Genomic DNA, 16,180 nt, shown 5'->3' with positions numbered 1-16,180 from the left:
CGGCCATGACTTCAGCGACGCAGGCGTACACGTACGCCGCGCCTTCCTCCCTTGTCGACGGCCGTCTCGGATTGGCGACCTCCGGCGGCCGGGCCCTGTCCGGCCCGGCCGTGGCCCCCCGGTTCTTCAGCGGAGTGGTGACCCAGGCGGCCCCCGCCGCGGCTGCCCTGCTCGGCGTCGCCGACGTGGCCCTGGCCCGCTACCACCAGCCGCAGGCGCGGCCCGGCTGGGTGCGTGACCCGGTGGTGACGTGCAACGGAGACCGGTTGCGGTTCGAGTCGTTCTCGGCCTGTGGCGGCGTGTACGCCCGGCTTGACCTGCTGGGCGGCGCGCTCGACGGTGAGGTGTTCGACCGGGGCACCACCAACGTCGATGTGAACGCGCCGCTCCGGGAGGCGTTGGCGCGTATCGGCGCGCGTGACCCGTTGCACCTGGGGGTCGGGCTCGACGAACTGGTCGTGACCACGATGGACGGCGCGGTGGTGGAGAAGAAGGTGCCGCTGCCCGAGCGTTGGCTACGCGGCTTCGCCGAGGTGCAGGTCATCGCCTCGGGCATGGACCAGCGCGGTGAGCTGACCGGCATGGCGGCGGTGCGGTTCCTGCGTGGGCTGCCCAAGAAGGGCACGGTGTGGGTGGCGCAGGTGGGACGGGAGCTGAAGGTCTCCGATCGCAGGGTTCCGGGCTCGGTCCAGCTCGCCGGCCCCAACCGGCTCGGCACCCTCCTGCCGCTGCTGCGCTTCGCGAAGTCCCTGCGGGTGTACGGCCCGGCCGACGCCGCCTGCAGCGCCTGGGAACTGGAGCTCCCCGGTATGCGCTACACGCTCACTCTCTCGCCTGAGCGCTGGCGCGGCTTCTCCGGTGAGGGCGCGGTGCTCGACGACCTGGCCACCGACGAGGCCGAGAACGACGCCGACGTGGTGGGCATGCTGCTCAACTTCGAGCCCGAGATCGAGATCGGCCTGCTGGCCGACCGCGCGGGCATCCCCGCCGGCCGGGTGCGGGCCGCGCTGACGCAGCTCGGTGTCGCCGGCCGGGTCGGCTACGACCTGTCGGAGGCCGCCCACTTCCACCGTGAGCTGCCCTACGACAAGGACAACGTGATCCTGCTCAACCCACGGCTGGCCAAGGCGCGCAAGCTCGTCGACGCGGGAGCCGTACACCTCGAAGGCGAGCTGGCCACCGTCCGGACCTCGGGCGGAGCGCGCCGGGTCTCGCTGACCGACGGGTCCTGCACCTGTGAGTGGTGGTGGGACCATCGCGGCTCCCGTGGGCCGTGCAAACACGTGCTGGCCGCCCGGATCGTCGCCCGTGCCGCCGTGGAGGTCTCCCGATGACTCTCTGGGCGGAGATCTGTGACCTGGTCGCCCGTAACCAGGTCACCCGCCTGGCCGCCCGGCTGGTCACGCTCACCGAGGAGGAGCGCGCCGAACTGGGCGGGCGGTTGCCCGGCCTCGTCAAGGAGCTGCGCCGTACCCTCACCGAGCGGGTACGCGCCGATCACCCCGACGACTTCGAGGAGACGGCCTTCTGGGAGATCAGTGAACTGCTCGACAGACTGGCGGGCGGGCTGCTGCTGACCGGGGTCGGCGTCATCACCGGCCCTGCGGCGGCGGTGACGTGGATGACCGGCCGCGACGTCAACCGCCGCTGGGCCGAGGCTGTTGACGTCGCCCAGGTGTGCCGGGTGGCGGCCACCCGCCCCCAAGAGTGGCGTCGTGATGTCGCGGTCCGGCTGGTCCAGCGGGTGCGCCGTCCCGGCGACCGCATCGCGCCGCTGGCCGTGGCGCTGCTGCGTGAGTCCGGCGCGGTGCCGCCCGACCACGACCCGCTGGTGGCCGCCTGGCTGGCCGCGCCGAGCGTGGCCGGTGACCCGCTGACCCCCGTGCTGCTGCCTCGTGTCTTCGACGCCGACGGCGCGGGTCGCGTCCTCCGTGACGAGCGGTTGGAGCCCCGGCCAACCCGTTGGCTGGCCGCCGCCGCCCGCGAACTGCCCAGGAAACAGGCGCTCGACGGTTGTGTGAGCCGTTTCCTGCGCGGCGGCGAGGCGCAGGACCTGCGGTTCTTCGTCCGGCTGCACACGCTCCTCGCCCCCACTCCCGAGGAGTCCGCGCCTCGGCTGCGTGACTACCTGCGGTTGTTGCCGTCGGCTCCGGGAACGGTCGCCGAACTGGCCGCCGAGCAGGTACGTGGGGCGATGCCGCTCGACCATGCCGACCTGGTCGAGGCCGTCGAGGCGCTCACCTTCCGGGATGAGGCCAAGCTCGCCGCCACGGGCCTGCGCTGGCTCGACCAGGCGATCCGGGCCACGCCCGAGACGGCCGCCGATTTCGTGACCGCGCTGACCACGGCGTACGCGCACAAGTCCTTCGACGTGCGCAACCGCGCGGTTGAGCTGACCCTGAAGCACGCAGGCCTGTTCGCCGGCCACCCTGAGGCGATCCTCGACGGCGTCCACTACCTGCCCGTCGATCTGGGGGTGAAGCTGGCCGAGCGGTTCGGCGGGGAGGTTCCGATCGAGGAACCGCTGGAGCGCAAGGAGTTCCCGCCGCTGCCCGCGCCTCCGGAGGCGCGGAGGTTCCCCGAGCCGTCGATCTCCCCCGGCCACGATGAGCGTTGGATCGGCCAGGAACGCTGGCTTGCGGCCTTCGTCACCGGAGTCGCCGACGACCGGGCGGAACTGCGCCGCAGGCTCAAGCCTCGTGTCGAGCAGAACCAGGGGTACTGGCGCTCCAGGGAGGCGCGTCTCGACCCCGACGACTGGCAGTCGGCGCTGTCCGCCGAGCTCGTCACCCCCGGGAGCGTGCCGGAGCTGCCACCGATCGAACCGGAGAAGTTCTGGGACGACGCGAACCACTCCGTGAGAGTACGTGTCCTCACCCGTGGCGAGGAACCCGATCCGGAGCCGGGGCCTCGGCGGATCACGATAGGTGGCGTCTACCGGCCTGGCCGCTACCTCGACGACGACACTCCGCTGCGCGCATTCTTCATCACCTGGAACAGCGACGACGGCCCGGGCGGGGCGACTGCCCGCGAGGGAGGCGAGCGGGTCCCCTTCACCGGGGGCCGGATCCACCTGTACGACTCCCCCGCCGACGTCGAGCAGCCCTGTTCCTCCGACGCCTTCAACGACGAGGAGAACGACGACGAGCTGCCCGATCACCTCCATCCGGCGCGGATGAGGCCCGGTGTCCTGTACGACGACTCCGCCGAGGCCATGCCGTCCTTCATCCTCGACCGTGCCTACGAGCGCATGGCCGAACTCGGTCTGGACCCCGCCAGGATCGCGGCGATGCGGGCGGGTGAGCGGGTACCCCCGCCAGGCCCGGACGAGCCGCTCGTGGAGGTGACCGTCGTCTTCGTCCCGCCCCGGCTGCGTTCCTTCATGCCCAAGGAGTTGCCCGAGCACGACGAGTGGCGGCGGCGCAACCACCTGCCCCACCCCAATCGTGTCTCCCCGCCCCATGATTTCCTGCTGCACCGCTACGCGGAACTCGCCGGAGCCCTCCGAAACGACACCCTGCCGCCCGTGCTGCTGGCCACGCCGACCTGGATGAGCGGCCACCTCGATCCCGACGTGCTGGTCGACCGGCTGGAGACCTGCGCCGCCGCCGGGGTCGAGCCGCCTCCGGCCGACCTGGCGCAGGCGTTGTTGCGGTTGCCCCGGGGCAGCCATCAGGCCGCGGCAGAGCGGGCCGCCAAGGTCGACTCGGAGGCGGCGCGTTCGGCCGCCCGCTGGCTCGCCGGTGACGGCATGGCCGATCCCGAGTGCGGCCACATATGGCGCCACATGGTGAACGCGTCCATGGTCGAGTTCGGCGACGGCGAACCGGAGCACTTCACCGATGTCAGGCTGCAGCCGGTGTTGCGGGTGACGGCCCCGACCGGCCATCGGCTGATCGACGAGGTGCTGCTGCGTCAGCCGTTCGACTGGACGGTCGACGAGTACGGCGACACGCTTCAGGCGTGGCCCGCCATGCTGCCCTCGCACCGCGAGGTCGTGGCCGTCAACCTCCTGCCCTTCCTGCTGCGCGGCCGCTGGGGCACGTGGGGAACGCCCACGGAGATCACCGGCCTGGAGATCGCCCAGGGCCCGATGGGCGAGTCCACGGCGGTGATTCTCGCTTACCTCCTGGTCGGCGGCGTGCCCGGTGTGATCCCGCTGGTCCTGAGCATGGCCGCCAGGGGCGAACTGCCCGCCGAGGCGATCGGCCGTCAGCTCGCGCTGGTGCTGCGCCGTACCTGGCTGGAGACCCGTTCCGCCATCGCGGCCCTGACCGGGCTGGCCGACGCCGGTGGCCACCAGGAGGTGTGGAACATCCTGTGCGCTCTGCTGCCCGGGATGTTGCCGGGCGAGGGACAGCGCATCACCGTGACCCACGCAGAACTCGTCGCCTTCGCCACCGACGTGGCGCGCTGGACCGGTGCGAGCGGAGAGATTCCGGTCGTCGCCGGTTTCGCGCGCAGCCGCCGGAGGATCCGCTTCGTCCACGAGTGCAAGCGTCTTCACTCCCAGCTCACCGAGGGCACCGCGTTCTCTCCTGCCGTCCAAGGCTGAGACTTTTCTCCGAGGGGAGGTGAGAGGGCCTCGGCTGTATCGACCCGGGTTCGTCTGTCGGGGATGACTTCCCGGCCGCCGCCCGTCCGATGAGACCGGTTCGACGCTCCGGCCGCCACGAACACATCGGGCCGCGCGGATTCCGCGCGGCCCGATGGAGGAGCGATGTGACACCGGCCGGTCGCCGATGCCCGTCCGTGCCGGAGGATCAGGCGATCTGCCCTCGGTACCCGACCGGCCCCTCACCGGGGAAACGGGCGGTCCCCTCGAACTTGGTGCCGTCGTCGAAGAAGGTCACCGAGCCGTTGCCGGCATTGTCGCTGCTCCAGGTGACCGTGGTGCCCGTGGCCGGACGGCCGTCGCCGGGGACGACCTGGCCACGACTGGCGATGGACAGGATGAGAGGAGTGTCCTGCTGCCATCCGCCGCCACCCGTGTGGATCTCGGTGTTGTACCTGGCCACTGTTGTCTCCTTCGCTCGGTTGAAGATGGAGACGCGGTCGGGTCCGTTCGGGAACCCTCGCGCGCCTTTTCATCCTGCCACCACATACGGTGATTAATAAGTCACTTATAGTTGTCTCAGGGCGATGAAGATGTGACGCCAGAGACAGTTGGGGCAGTTCTGGCCACGCACCGTATGGCTTCGCGAAGAATGGGGCGATTTCGGGTGTGTCCGGCGGTGGCCTCCGCCGGCGCGTATCGCGCCTTTCTCATATCCGGTGCCGGTTCTCCAAACAATTCACCGGTCACCCGTGTCTAAACAGTCGCAGGAGACCCGCGCAATCTGGGACGCGAAAGGATCGTTTCGTGTGCGTCAGTGAATACGGGAGACCGATAACAATTTTTTTGACAGTGGCGAATTCTGTCATGGAAAACCAGCGATGAACGGGGCCGTGTCCCACAGCGGGGACCTGCCCGCCTCCGACCGGTTCGGCCGGTGGCATGAGACGGCGGACCGGTCCCTGATGCCCACCGTGGTGCACAGCGACCACGAGGCCGACTTCCGTGCCACCATGCGTGTGCTCGACCTCGGCTCGACGCAGGTGTACGCGGTGACCTGTCCGTCCCTGCGGTCGCGCCGCACCTCGGCGCAGGTTCGCGGGTCCGATCCCGAGACGTACTGCCTGTCGCTCTCTCGGCGTGGCACCACGCAGATCACCCAGTTCGGCAGGCAGGCGACCGCGGGGCCCGGGGACATGGTGTTCTACGACAACTCACATCCCTGTCACGGTGAGATCGTCGCCGACGAAACCGGCAGTTTCGAGGGGCTGGTCCTGCAGGTCCCCAAGGCCGCGCTGTCGCTGCCCGCCGACGCGCTCACCTCTCTGGCCTCGGTCAGCCTGCCCTCCCGGGACGGCGTCGGCGCCCTGCTGCACCGCTATCTGGAGGAGTTGATGCGCAACGCCTCCGGCTACACCATGGCAGACGCCTCCCGCCTGTCGGCCGTCACCGTCGCCCTGTTCACCGCGATGTGCGCCCACCACCTTGAGGCAACCGAGGCCCTGCCGCCCGAGACCCACCGGCAGGTGCTGAAGACGCGCATCCACGCCTTCATCCAGCGCAGCCTCAGCGACCCGGCGCTGTGCGCCGAGACCGTCGCCGCCGCCCACCAGATCTCCGTCCGTCACCTGTACCACCTCTTCGAGGAGCAGGGCCTGACCGTGGCGGCCTGGATACGCCGGTGCCGCCTGGAACGCTGCCGTCACGACCTGGCCGACCCGGCCCAGCGCTCCCTGCCGATCCACGCCATCGCCGCCCGGTGGGGGTTCGCCAGCAACGCCCACTTCAGCCGCACCTTCCGCGCCGCCTACGGTCTGTCCCCCGCCGGCTATCGCTCGTCGCGCGAATGGGTGTGGCACGGCCGTGACCGGCGGGGAGGTGGGCGACCACTGCCGCCGCCGGAGAGCGTGTTCTCCCGTGAGGCCGTGCGGGAAATATCAGTAACCGGTGCGGCAGCCGTCAATGACATACCGGCTATAAGCCGACAAACTAATCACAAGCTGTTTCCGAGTGAGGGGCAGGGCACCCAGGAGGCCGGTCTCATCGGTTCATGAACGGCCCCGCCGCGAGACCTTTCGCGTACGGCGGCGCGTGAGGCACCAACCCTCTCTCAAGCCCGGATCGGCGGGCGAGCCACGTACGCCCGCCGATCCGTTTACCCGTCGTCGTTCTTCGCTCCGAGGGTGATTCGCCGCATGCTCCCGCTGCGTGAACCGACCGGTCCCCGCACATGGAACCCGCCCTCAGAACGCCCGGAACCCCCGAGGCGTCCTGAAGCACCGTAGGACGACCGCCGCCCCGGCCTCGGAAACGGAGGACGGGGTGGCGCGGTCTCCGATCAGGGCGTGACCAGACGTTCGCGAAGGAAGGCACGGATCTGCCCGGCGACCGCCTGGGGCGCGTTCAGGTCGGGGGCGTTGTGGTCCAGCCCGCGCGAGATCACGTACCGGGCGTCGGGCATCACCTCCGCCAGGCGGGGCAGCACGCCGGTCAGATAGCCGGGCGTCTTCTCCCCGCCCAGCAGCAACGCCGGGGAGGCGATGCCCGCGTATCTCGTGCCGTCGGAGTCGAGGCGGCCGATCTCGCCGATCTCCGCCGGAGTGGTCGCCATCATCGCCCGCATGTCGCGTCCCTCGGCCCCGCTCAGCATCATGAACGCCAGCGCGCGGAACACCGGCGTCGGCGCGTTTCCGATCGGGGTCAGGCGAGTGCCCCTGAGGAAGGCCGCCATCGCCGCGACCTGCCTGCCCTCCCCCAGCAGACGGGTGAAGTCCGGCAGCCAGCGAGTGTCGAACGACCCCTCGACACTCACGCCCGGCTCGTACGCCATCAACGCGGCCACCCTTCTGCGCAGCCCGAGATGCAGGGCCGTCAGACCTCCGTAGCTGTGCCCGAAGACCAGGTCCGAGCCCGTGCGCTCCATGACGGCGACCGCGTCGTCGACCTCGGTCTCGACACCGTAACCCGGGCCCTGCGGTCCGCTCAGGCCACGCCCCCGTCGCTCGATCACGTGCACCGCGTAGGTGTCCGAAAGCTCCCGGGCCAGGACGCCGTAGTGGTGGGCGCGCCGGTTGTTCCCGGGGATCACCACCAGCCCCGGCCCGTTTCCCTGGCTGAGAAACGCGATCGTCGTCCCGTCCGCGGAGGTCACCACGTCGTCATGCCACTCGATCTCCGCCCTGCCGTTCATTCGCCCCGTCCTCGGTGGAAACAGACGTCGTTGCCGCACGTGAACCGGTACGGCTAGGATATGAAGTGTACGGTACCGTCTCGTTCGGTTAGGTGGGCATGGTCAGAGGAATTGCGCGCGAACAGGCGATTTTGACGGCGACGATCGAGTTGCTCGGCGAGATCGGTTACCAGGCGCTGACGATGGACGCGGTGGCCCAGCGGGCACGCGCCAGCAAGCAGACCATCTACCGTCGGTGGCGGGGAAAACCGGAGCTGGTCAAGGCCGCGCTGGACGCGCGCGACGCCGTACAGGTGGCCGAGATCCCCTCGACCGGCACCCTGCGCGGTGACCTGCTATCGGCGCTTGACACATTGTGCGCCCAGGCCGACGACCGGTACCTGACCATGATGACCGGGCTGATCCACGCGATGCGGACCGACGCCGAACTGGCCGAGACCCTGCGTTCGCACGTGGCCGACGAGGACCAGGGGCCCTTCCGGGTGATCGTGGAACGCGCCGTGGCCCGTGGCGAGGTGCCCGCGAGCACATCGACCGAGCTGGCGCATCAGGTGGCGGAGGGGCAGATCATGCGCCGGATGATCCTCAACGGCCCGCTCGACCACGAATTCCTGACCGGCCTGGTGGACGACCTGCTCATGCCCCTGCTGACCAGGAGCTTCCCCGTCGAGGCGAACGACCTGCCGGGCCGCTGAAGGCCGTCCTGGCCGTTGGGAGCCCGGCGCGCGGTGGTGTCAGGAAGCGGGGCCGGTCGCCTCGATGGAGGACCCGCTGCCCGCCTCAGCTGGGCACCGTGTCGGTGAGCGCGGCAGGTCCCTCGAAGGTGCGGGGTGTCTGGGTGCGGTAGGAGTGGCCGAGCTCCGGGCCGAGCCCGAAGTAGTGGCGGAAGTTGTAGATGAGAGGGCTCCAGGCGGCGGGGTCGATGTGGTCGGTGCCCGGAACGACGATGCGGGAGTCGGCGTGCACCTTGCACACGACGGCCTCGACGATGAGGAAGTCCTCGAAGAGATCCGGCCGTACCCGCTCGGCGCGGGCCTCCAGTTGGATCGGGCATCCGGCGACGCGAGGCGGCCGGACCAGATGGGAGGGTTCGCCGGTCACGCCTGCGGCGGCGAACTTGTCCGGCTCGAAGCGGCAGCCCTTGGGTTTGCCGGAGGGGACCGGATTCCGGCCGGTCAGCGGCGCCAGCCGCTCCACGGCCGGCCACTGGGCGGGGGCCGGCAGGCTGATGACCAGGTCGGGGCGGCTGCCGAGGTTGGACGCGGTCTGCCCGTCAAGCCCCAGTCCCATCACCACCGTCTGCCCAAGGGCCCATGCGGACGATATAGGGGCGAGGTTAAACGAGCCGTCCGGATTCTCCGTCGTCAGGAGCACCACCGGCGTCCCGAAGTACAGGATGCTCGGCTCGATCTCCAGGTGGGTCACGACCGTCTGTTCGGGCAGGGTGTGGGGAGATGCCGCGTTCATGGTGGCAGCCTAGGATCCGGTCGTTTCGGCCAGGGCCGAAACGTCGAAGGGGCTGACGGGCCGCACGGACACGCGGTGCGCATGCGGCCGGTCCCGGCCCGGCCATCGTGGCGAAGCCGCCGGCCGATGGTGTGTGAACAGGCTTTGCCCGGCTCTGCCCGGCGGCCGGACTTGGTCGGCATGCCCTTGCCCGTGGCCGCCGATCTGTCACGGTTCGATGTGGGCCTTCATCGACTGCCAGGGGGAGGCGTCGAACAGCAGCATGATCGAGACGATCCTGCCGTCCTCCAGGCGGAAGTGCTCGGCGGTGCGCTGCGTGCCCACCGGTGTGGCGGTGTGCACGTCGTAGACGAGGGTCGCCTCCGCCTCGCCGTACAGCTCGCTGATCAGTTCCACACCGGTCACGATCGACACGAAACCCGGCAGTGTGGCCAGGTGGCCCGTCCGGTCGTCGGAGCTGATGAACGGGCTCTGGAAGTGGAACGGCTCCCCCAGATGCTCGGCGGCGGCGGTCACGTCGCCGCGGAAGCGCGCCTCGTGGTAGCCGCGTACGGCGTGGCGGGTTCGTTCCGGAGAGGAGGTGGTCATGAGCGGGGTTCCGTCTGGCGGAGGTGGCCGGTGAGGCGGTGCTGGTTGGCGGCGAGCCGCAGGCACAGGTCGCGGAAGGTGACGAGGTCATCGGGGGTGAACCCCTGGAACATGGCCCGCATCGCCATCCGCGCGGGCTGGCGGAACGCCTCGATCCACGCCTGTCCCTCGGCGGTGATCTCGGCCAGGACCGAGCGCCTGTCCTCTGGGTCGGGGACGCGGCGGACAAGCCCGTCGCGTTCCAGGGTGTCCACCAGGCCAGTGACGTTGCGGGAGCTGACCCCGGCGGCGCGGGCGAGGTCACCGATGCTGATGCCCTGGCCGGCCGCGCCGAGCCGGATCAGCAGGTCGAGGGCGCCCGCGCTGACCCCCCTGCCCTCGGAGCCCTGGGCGCGCACGCGTTCCACGGAGTGGTAGGCGGTGCGGACGGCGGCGCCCGCCTCGAAGGCGAGCAGTTGGTCGCCGTCTTCGGCGAACCGCGCCATCGCCTCTCTGACGCGGGGGTCGTAGAGGGTCCCGTCCTCGTCGTGCCCGTAGTTGTGTACGTCATTCATAGTGAGAATGGAGATTAGTACCTACTTCCATATCTCCGCAACGAGGCCGCTACGCCTTTTCGGAGAGCGGGCGAAAGGCCCCGCTCCGGAACAGCAGGTGAAGGGCCAGCAGGCTCAGCCAGCACCACCCGATGATGATCGCCACACGCTGGAACAGCCCGCTGAGACCGGCCAGTCCTTCGGCCTGCTCGAAACCCAGGCTGGAGAGGGTCATCGCCACCGTGAAGGCGATCCCGGTGAACGCGGAATAGGCCGCCCATCCGCGTTCTCCCCAGCCGGCGAAGCGCCGGGTGAAGACGAAGCAGGCCACCACCAGGGCCACGAAGGTGGCGAACGAGATGCCGTCGTGCAGGGCGGCGTGCGTACTGCCGTAGTGCGTGAGCCTGGCCGGGGTGCCCGGCGGATAACCGTTGACCGGGTCGGTGACGAAGATCCCGGCGCCGAGCAGTCCCAACGCCCAGACCGCCACCAGTAGCGGCCCCCAGGTCGAGCCCCCGAGTGGCTGGAGCGCGCGCCGTAACCCGACGGCGAAGGCCAGGGTGAGCAGGCCCGCGACGAGGAAGTTGGCCACCTGTACCCACCCGAGATCACCCAGGGCGAGTGAACTGACCGGATGGCGCAACAGGTCGTAGCCGGCTCGGGCGGCGCCCGCGACGAGGAAGGTGAGGACGAACAGCGGGCCTGCGATCACCCCGCAGGCGAGGAGGGGGGCGGTCCGTGCCGCCTCGGCCAATCGGGAACGTGTTCGCGCTGACATGGATGGCATTGCCCCTCTGGGAATGGGTGACGATGCGGCTTCGTGCACCCGGCGGCGAAGAAGCGGGACGCGTCGCCTCCGGGTGTTTGTCAGTTTGGGTTGACAGCCACCCATGTGTCAACCCGGGTTGACACATGGGGGAAGTTCTCGAAGAGGCGCCGATCGTGCGGCAGGCAGCCCCCCTGCGCCCGCTCTGTCATCAAGCGCGAGCCACCTCCCGCGAGCGACCTGACCCCGCCGTGGCGTCGAGGCGACCACGCCTCGACGCCACGGCCGTACGCGGTCGCATACGACCGGGAAGGGCGGGGTCACCGCCTCCGGCGGGATCGAGGGCCGGACCCCAGGGCGAAGTCGGCGGCGTCGGCGATCGCGTCCGCGAAGTACTCGGTCGCCTGGGCGGCCGTACCGCCGTTCACATGAATGTGGTCCGGGGCGGCGGGCTGTTTCCTGAACAGGAACCCCGGCAATATGGAGACGCCTTTCCTGGCCAGCCGCGTCGAAACCGAGTGCTCATCGGGAACCGGCACCCAGACGCTTATTCCCGAGTCGCTTCCGATGTCGAATCCGCGTTCTCTCAACGCATCGACGAAATCGGCGTGCCTTCGCCGGTAGGTGGCGGCCGAGGAGGCGACGGCCGCGACGGAGCCGGCGTCGGTGAGATGGAACGCGAGGGCGTTCTGCAGAATCCGGCTCACCCACCTGCTCGAATAGGTGATCTTAAACCACATCCGCTCGACGTGGTGGTGTGTTCCACCGACGACCGCCACCCGGGAGTCGGAACCGTGGGAGAAGATGAAGTTCTGGACCTGGACGATCTGCCTGCCCAGATACGGCCCGAGCGACGGCACGCCGTTCTCGGCGAGAAAGGGGATGATGACGACCTCGATGACGGTGACGGACGATTCCGCAAGCAACGAGGCCGCCCTCTCCAGCCAGGCCGGAGTGACCGAACGCCCCAGCGGGACGTGGCCGAACGGCTGATAGATAAAGGCACTCGGTTTGTCGGCCAGTGCCTTTTCGAGAATGTCGAGATCCGGCCCTCCCTCGCCATAGGGAATGGAGACGGGAGTCGCCCCGACGGATTCGACGATGTCGAAAATACGGGGAAACGACGGCTCCTCGACCATCACACGGTCACCCGCCTTGACCGATGTGCCGAGCGCGAGGTCCACACCGTCCATTCCGCCGTGCACGACCAGGAAATCCTCCGCGGGGAACGGCCAGATCGGCTCGACCGCGTCGCGGAGCTCGGGGGTGATCAGCTCAGGTTCGAGCAGGTGCAGCTTGGGCGTCCGCGCCGCCGCGAGCAGCGCCGCCCGCGAGTCCGGCAGCAGCTCCGGGTCGTAGTTGAGGTTCCCCAGGTCGACGGGCATCCCGGCGCCGGCCCGCAACATGCGCTCAAGCCGTGAGGCACGGGGAACGGACGGCGGCCCGGTGACGATCGTCCCGCCCCTGCGGCGTGTCTCGACGACACGGCGGTCGGCGAGGACGCGCCAGGCCTGCGCGACGGCCGACGGACTCATCCTCAGCTCGTGGGCCAGCGCGCGGATCGTGGGCAGCCGCGTCCCCGGCGGGATCTCACCGGAGGCGATCAGTTCGAGCACGGTACGCGCCAGCACGCTCGCGTTGTGCAGCGGCGTCCGGGTCGCGATGAGCCTGCGAAGCTCGTCGGGCTCCACGCTCCCCCCGTTCCGGATCGGGCCGTCGCGTATATGTACGTGTACATAAGTGCATTGACGTGCTGTGTGTACGTTCCGTACGGTCCGAGCTTACTCCGGGTCGGCCCCACCCCCACGGCGGCCGATGCCCGGCCCAGGCCGACGACCTGTCGCCGGCGAGGCGCACGAGGGAGAGCGCGATGACGCGGATCAAAGGTGCACGGATCAGGTACGGCGCGGCGCTGGCCGCGGTCGCCGTGCTCGCCGGGTGCGGCACCACAGACGGAACCGAGGGCGGCCAGACCGTGGCGACCGGCATGCAGGCCGGTCAGCTCGACGCCAACCAGGCCGAGGTACGGGACGGCGGCGCGGTCACCTACTCCATAGAGGTCGACGTCAAGAACTGGAACATCCTGCACGCCACCGGCGACGTCTTCGGCTACCGGCAGATCCTCAACCCCGTCCTGCCACACGCGATGATCTCCATGCCGGACTTCACGATGGCGAAGAACGACGCTCTGCTGCTCGACGCCAAGGTCGTGAAGGAGTCGCCGCAGACCGTCGAGTACACGATCAGGGCGGAGGCCGCCTGGTCGGACGGCACACCGATCACCGCCGAGGACTTCAAGTACACCTGGCAGGTCCAGGACCCCGGGCAGTGCTCGACCTGCCAGCCCGCCACCACCGCCGGATACGACCAGGTGGCCTCGGTCACCGGTGGCGAAGGCAAGACCGTCACCGTCACCTTCGAGAAGACCTACCAGCCGTGGCGGCTGATGTTCCCGTACCTGCTCCCGGCCCACATCGCCGCCCAGCACGGAGACCTGGCGGCCTCCTTCAACGACTTCTTCGCCACCACCGTGCCGACCTGGTCCGGCGGGCCGTACCTCATCGAGCAGCACGTGCCGAACCAGTCGGTCACCATGAGGAAGAACCCCAAGTGGTACGGCGACGGCCCGCGGCTCGACCAGCTCATCTTCCGGATCCTCACCGACGAGCGGCAGGCCGTGACGGCCATGGCCAACAACGAGATCCAGGTCGTGGCGCCGCGCCCGACCCTCGACCTCGTCGAGCAGCTCAAGGGCATCGGCGGCGTCACCACGATGATGGCCTCCGGCCTGCTCTACGAGCACCTGGACATCAACACCGCGCACCCGGCCCTGTCCGACCAGGCGCTGCGCCGCGCCGTCTTCACCGCGATCGACCGGAAGGCGATCGTCGACAAGACCATCGGGCAGTTCTCCCCGAACACCGAACCGCTGGGCAACCGCAACTTCATGCCGGGGCAGAAACTGGAGGGCACCGACGCCTACAAGGACAACGTGACCGGCAAGGGCCTGGGTGGCGGCCAGATCGACGCCGCCAAGAAGATCCTCACCGACGCCGGATACACGATCGGCGACGCCGGGCTCACCGACCCCAAGGGCAAGCCGGTTCCCACGCTGCGGATGCGCTACAGCAAGGGCAACCAGATGCGGCTGGACACCTCGGTGCTCGTGCAGAACCAGCTCAAGCAGCTGGGCATCACGCTCCAGCTCCAGGAGACCGACAGCCTCGGCACCACGGTGAACACCGGTGACTTCGACCTGATCGTCTTCGGCACCAACCTCGACGTCATCCCCACCGCTACGGCGCAGTCGGTGTTCGGCTCCAAGGGCACCCACACCGGATACAAGGACTCCGAGGTCGACGGCTGGCTCTCCGACGCGGCCCAGACGCTCGACCCCAAGCAGGTCGTCGACCTGCTGAACAAGGTGGACGAACGGATCAGCGACCAGGCCGTGACGCTGCCGCTGTACCAGACGCCGACCCTGCTGGCCTACCGCGGTGACCTGGGCAACATCCGGGTCAACCCCACCCGCTTCGGCACCGGCTACAACGTCCAGGAATGGGGTGTCAAGAATGGCGGCTGACCGTCGGCCGAGCCTGGACTTCGTCGTCGAGGTCCCGGCCCCGGCCGTCGAGTTCAACGAGGTCTACCGCAACTTCGTGGGTTCCGCCGGATACTTCGTCGCCAACAACGTCTACAGCCGCCTGGTGGTCTACGACACCGGTTCACCGGCCGCCTTTCCCGACCTGGCCGAGCACTGGGAGATGGCGCAGGACGCCCGGACCCTGCGCTTCCAGCTCAACCGGAACGCCCGCTGGCACGACGGGCACCCGGTGACCGCGCACGACGTCGCCCACACCCACCTCACCGCGCTGGCCAACGGCTACCACGCGGCCTCCTTCCTGCAGGACGTGCAGGACATCGAGGTGATCGACGACCACACGCTGCGGTACGCGCTGCGCAGGCCCAACGCCGGGTTCCTCGCCCAGCTCGGAAATCTGGTGTTCGCCCACGTGCTGCCCAGGCACCTGTACGAGGGCACCGACTGGGCCGACAACCCGCACAACCAGCACCCCGTCGGCTCTGGACCGTTCCGATTCGCCGAGCACGTCCCCGGGGAACGGATCGTCCTCGAAGCCTGGAAGGACTACTGGGGGCCGCCCGCCGGCGTCGACCGGGTGGTGCTGGACATCGAACCCGACCTCGACGAGGCGGTCCGCAAGGTCGCCGACGGCCGGGCGCACTACATGGTCCAGGACGTGCTGACCTTCCCCAGGCTGCACCTGGCCGAGCACAGCACGGCCGCCTCGCTGTGGCGCAAACGGGGCCCCGGCGTCGCGGTACTCGGCTTCAACCACACCCGGGAACGCTGGCGCGACCGCCGGGCACGGGCCGGGGTGGCGCACGCCGTCGACCGGCGCGACCTCGAACCGCTGGCCGACCCCGGCTGGTCGGAGCCGTACGCGCACTACCTGCCGCGCAGCGTCGAGTGGGCCTACGCCGACGACGCGACCGCGCCCGCCTTCGACCCGGAGCTGGCCGGTCGCCTGCTCGGCGAGTGCGGCGTCACCGGTACGGCGCCGCTGCGGCTGGTGTACATGAAGACCTTCACCGGGCACGCGGGCATCGCCGCCGTGGTGGCCGAGAACCTGCGCGCGGCCGGCGTGGACGTCGAGGTCGCCGGGCTCGACTCACCGGCCTGGTCGCGTGAGGTGGCCGGGGAGGCGGACTTCGACCTGTCGATCAGCGGCGGCAACATGATCCCAGACCCGGAGATCACCTCCAGCCGGTTCGAGACCGGCGGCGGACGCAACCACACCCGGTTGTCCGACCCCGAGGCCGACGCCTGCTACGCCGCCGCCCGCGCGAGCGTCGACCGGGTACGGCGCGGCGAGCACTACCGGGAGCTGCAGCGGGTCTGGGCGCGCAACGTGGACTGGGTTCCGCTGTTCTGGTACGCCGCCTACTACCTGCGCAGCGACGACTTCTTCGGCTGGCCCGACCAGATCGGCTTCCGGGTCCCGTTCTGGCACTGGGGCCGCATCCGCCCCGCCACCCCCTGACCAACCGTTTCCCGCCTG

At 69.6% G+C, this 16,180-nt stretch carries 13 protein-coding genes; 6 read left to right on the top strand and 7 right to left on the bottom strand.

The features are described from left to right. Positions 1-5: 5 nt before the first annotated feature. Together ABT340_RS20440 and ABT340_RS20435 are read left to right on the top strand one after the other, a co-directional pair. A complete protein-coding gene (locus ABT340_RS20440; RefSeq protein WP_352012350.1) occupies positions 6-1,334 on the top strand; it encodes an SWIM zinc finger family protein in 1,329 nt (442 codons plus the stop codon). Further along, positions 1,331-4,555 (top strand): DUF7824 domain-containing protein, encoded by a 3,225-nt coding sequence (locus ABT340_RS20435; protein WP_352012349.1) that lies wholly within the window; start codon positions 1,331-1,333, stop codon positions 4,553-4,555. The genes ABT340_RS20440 and ABT340_RS20435 overlap by 4 nt, the downstream gene beginning before the upstream one ends. A 208-nt stretch (positions 4,556-4,763) precedes the next feature. On the opposite strand, the gene ABT340_RS20430 is transcribed toward ABT340_RS20435, so the two are convergent. After that, positions 4,764-5,018, bottom strand: a complete 255-nt coding sequence (locus ABT340_RS20430) for a hypothetical protein (protein ID WP_352012348.1) — start codon at positions 5,016-5,018, stop codon at positions 4,764-4,766. Between the two features lie 418 nt (positions 5,019-5,436). On the opposite strand from ABT340_RS20430, the gene ABT340_RS20425 reads away from it, so the two are divergent. After that, positions 5,437-6,609, top strand: a complete 1,173-nt coding sequence (locus ABT340_RS20425) for an AraC-like ligand-binding domain-containing protein (protein ID WP_352012347.1) — start codon at positions 5,437-5,439, stop codon at positions 6,607-6,609. Positions 6,610-6,893: 284 nt separating this feature from the next. On the opposite strand, the gene ABT340_RS20420 is transcribed toward ABT340_RS20425, so the two are convergent. Further along, entirely contained in the window at positions 6,894-7,745 is an 852-nt protein-coding gene (locus ABT340_RS20420; RefSeq protein WP_352012346.1) for an alpha/beta fold hydrolase, read from the bottom strand. Between the two features lie 98 nt (positions 7,746-7,843). On the opposite strand from ABT340_RS20420, the gene ABT340_RS20415 reads away from it, so the two are divergent. Further along, a complete protein-coding gene (locus ABT340_RS20415) occupies positions 7,844-8,440 on the top strand; it encodes a TetR/AcrR family transcriptional regulator (protein ID WP_352012345.1) in 597 nt (198 codons plus the stop codon). Between the two features lie 85 nt (positions 8,441-8,525). On the opposite strand, the gene ABT340_RS20410 is transcribed toward ABT340_RS20415, so the two are convergent. The 5 genes from ABT340_RS20410 to ABT340_RS20390 all read right to left on the bottom strand — a co-directional run bounded on the left by ABT340_RS20410 (position 8,526) and on the right by ABT340_RS20390 (position 12,790). Continuing rightward, a complete protein-coding gene (locus ABT340_RS20410) occupies positions 8,526-9,212 on the bottom strand; it encodes a flavin reductase family protein (RefSeq protein WP_352012344.1) in 687 nt (228 codons plus the stop codon). Positions 9,213-9,419: 207 nt separating this feature from the next. After that, a complete protein-coding gene (locus ABT340_RS20405) occupies positions 9,420-9,800 on the bottom strand; it encodes a hypothetical protein (protein WP_352012343.1) in 381 nt (126 codons plus the stop codon). Next, positions 9,797-10,354 carry a MarR family winged helix-turn-helix transcriptional regulator gene (locus ABT340_RS20400; protein ID WP_352012342.1) on the bottom strand — a complete coding sequence of 186 codons (558 nt, stop codon included), beginning with the start codon at positions 10,352-10,354 and terminating at the stop codon, positions 9,797-9,799. The genes ABT340_RS20405 and ABT340_RS20400 overlap by 4 nt, the downstream gene beginning before the upstream one ends. 49 nt (positions 10,355-10,403) lie before the next feature. Continuing rightward, the gene (locus tag ABT340_RS20395) at positions 10,404-11,111 is read right to left on the bottom strand and encodes a DUF998 domain-containing protein (RefSeq protein ID WP_352012341.1); all 708 of its coding nucleotides are present in this window, start codon (positions 11,109-11,111) and stop codon (positions 10,404-10,406) included. 308 nt (positions 11,112-11,419) lie between these two features. Further along, positions 11,420-12,790 carry an aminotransferase class I/II-fold pyridoxal phosphate-dependent enzyme gene (locus ABT340_RS20390; protein ID WP_352012340.1) on the bottom strand — a complete coding sequence of 457 codons (1,371 nt, stop codon included), beginning with the start codon at positions 12,788-12,790 and terminating at the stop codon, positions 11,420-11,422. Between the two features lie 179 nt (positions 12,791-12,969). Here ABT340_RS20390 and ABT340_RS20385 point away from each other — a divergent pair, with 179 nt between their 5' ends. Next, the gene (locus ABT340_RS20385; protein ID WP_352012339.1) at positions 12,970-14,682 is read left to right on the top strand and encodes an ABC transporter family substrate-binding protein; all 1,713 of its coding nucleotides are present in this window, start codon (positions 12,970-12,972) and stop codon (positions 14,680-14,682) included. Next, positions 14,672-16,162: an ABC transporter substrate-binding protein gene (locus tag ABT340_RS20380; protein ID WP_352012338.1), complete on the top strand. Its 1,491-nt coding sequence runs from the start codon at positions 14,672-14,674 to the stop codon at positions 16,160-16,162. The genes ABT340_RS20385 and ABT340_RS20380 overlap by 11 nt, the downstream gene beginning before the upstream one ends. Positions 16,163-16,180: the final 18 nt, after the last annotated feature.

It is taken from the genome of Streptosporangium sp. NPDC000239, from assembly GCF_040300765.1.
Classification (GTDB): domain Bacteria; phylum Actinomycetota; class Actinomycetes; order Streptosporangiales; family Streptosporangiaceae; genus Streptosporangium.
This window is presented reverse-complemented; position numbering and strand designations above follow the sequence as displayed.

What these genes read in the sequence shown, in the direction of transcription:
- ABT340_RS20435 (WP_352012349.1), top strand. Translation starts at nt 1,331, where the DNA reads ATGACTCTCTGGGCGGAGATCTGTGACCTGGTCGCCCGTAACCAGGTC.
- ABT340_RS20440 (WP_352012350.1), top strand. Translation starts at nt 6, where the DNA reads ATGACTTCAGCGACGCAGGCGTACACGTACGCCGCGCCTTCCTCCCTT.
- ABT340_RS20410 (WP_352012344.1), bottom strand. Translation starts at nt 9,212, where the DNA reads ATGAACGCGGCATCTCCCCACACCCTGCCCGAACAGACGGTCGTGACC.
- ABT340_RS20415 (WP_352012345.1), top strand. Translation starts at nt 7,844, where the DNA reads ATGGTCAGAGGAATTGCGCGCGAACAGGCGATTTTGACGGCGACGATC.
- ABT340_RS20405 (WP_352012343.1), bottom strand. Translation starts at nt 9,800, where the DNA reads ATGACCACCTCCTCTCCGGAACGAACCCGCCACGCCGTACGCGGCTAC.
- ABT340_RS20420 (WP_352012346.1), bottom strand. Translation starts at nt 7,745, where the DNA reads ATGAACGGCAGGGCGGAGATCGAGTGGCATGACGACGTGGTGACCTCC.
- ABT340_RS20425 (WP_352012347.1), top strand. Translation starts at nt 5,437, where the DNA reads ATGAACGGGGCCGTGTCCCACAGCGGGGACCTGCCCGCCTCCGACCGG.
- ABT340_RS20395 (WP_352012341.1), bottom strand. Translation starts at nt 11,111, where the DNA reads ATGTCAGCGCGAACACGTTCCCGATTGGCCGAGGCGGCACGGACCGCC.
- ABT340_RS20385 (WP_352012339.1), top strand. Translation starts at nt 12,970, where the DNA reads ATGACGCGGATCAAAGGTGCACGGATCAGGTACGGCGCGGCGCTGGCC.
- ABT340_RS20400 (WP_352012342.1), bottom strand. Translation starts at nt 10,354, where the DNA reads ATGAATGACGTACACAACTACGGGCACGACGAGGACGGGACCCTCTAC.
- ABT340_RS20380 (WP_352012338.1), top strand. Translation starts at nt 14,672, where the DNA reads ATGGCGGCTGACCGTCGGCCGAGCCTGGACTTCGTCGTCGAGGTCCCG.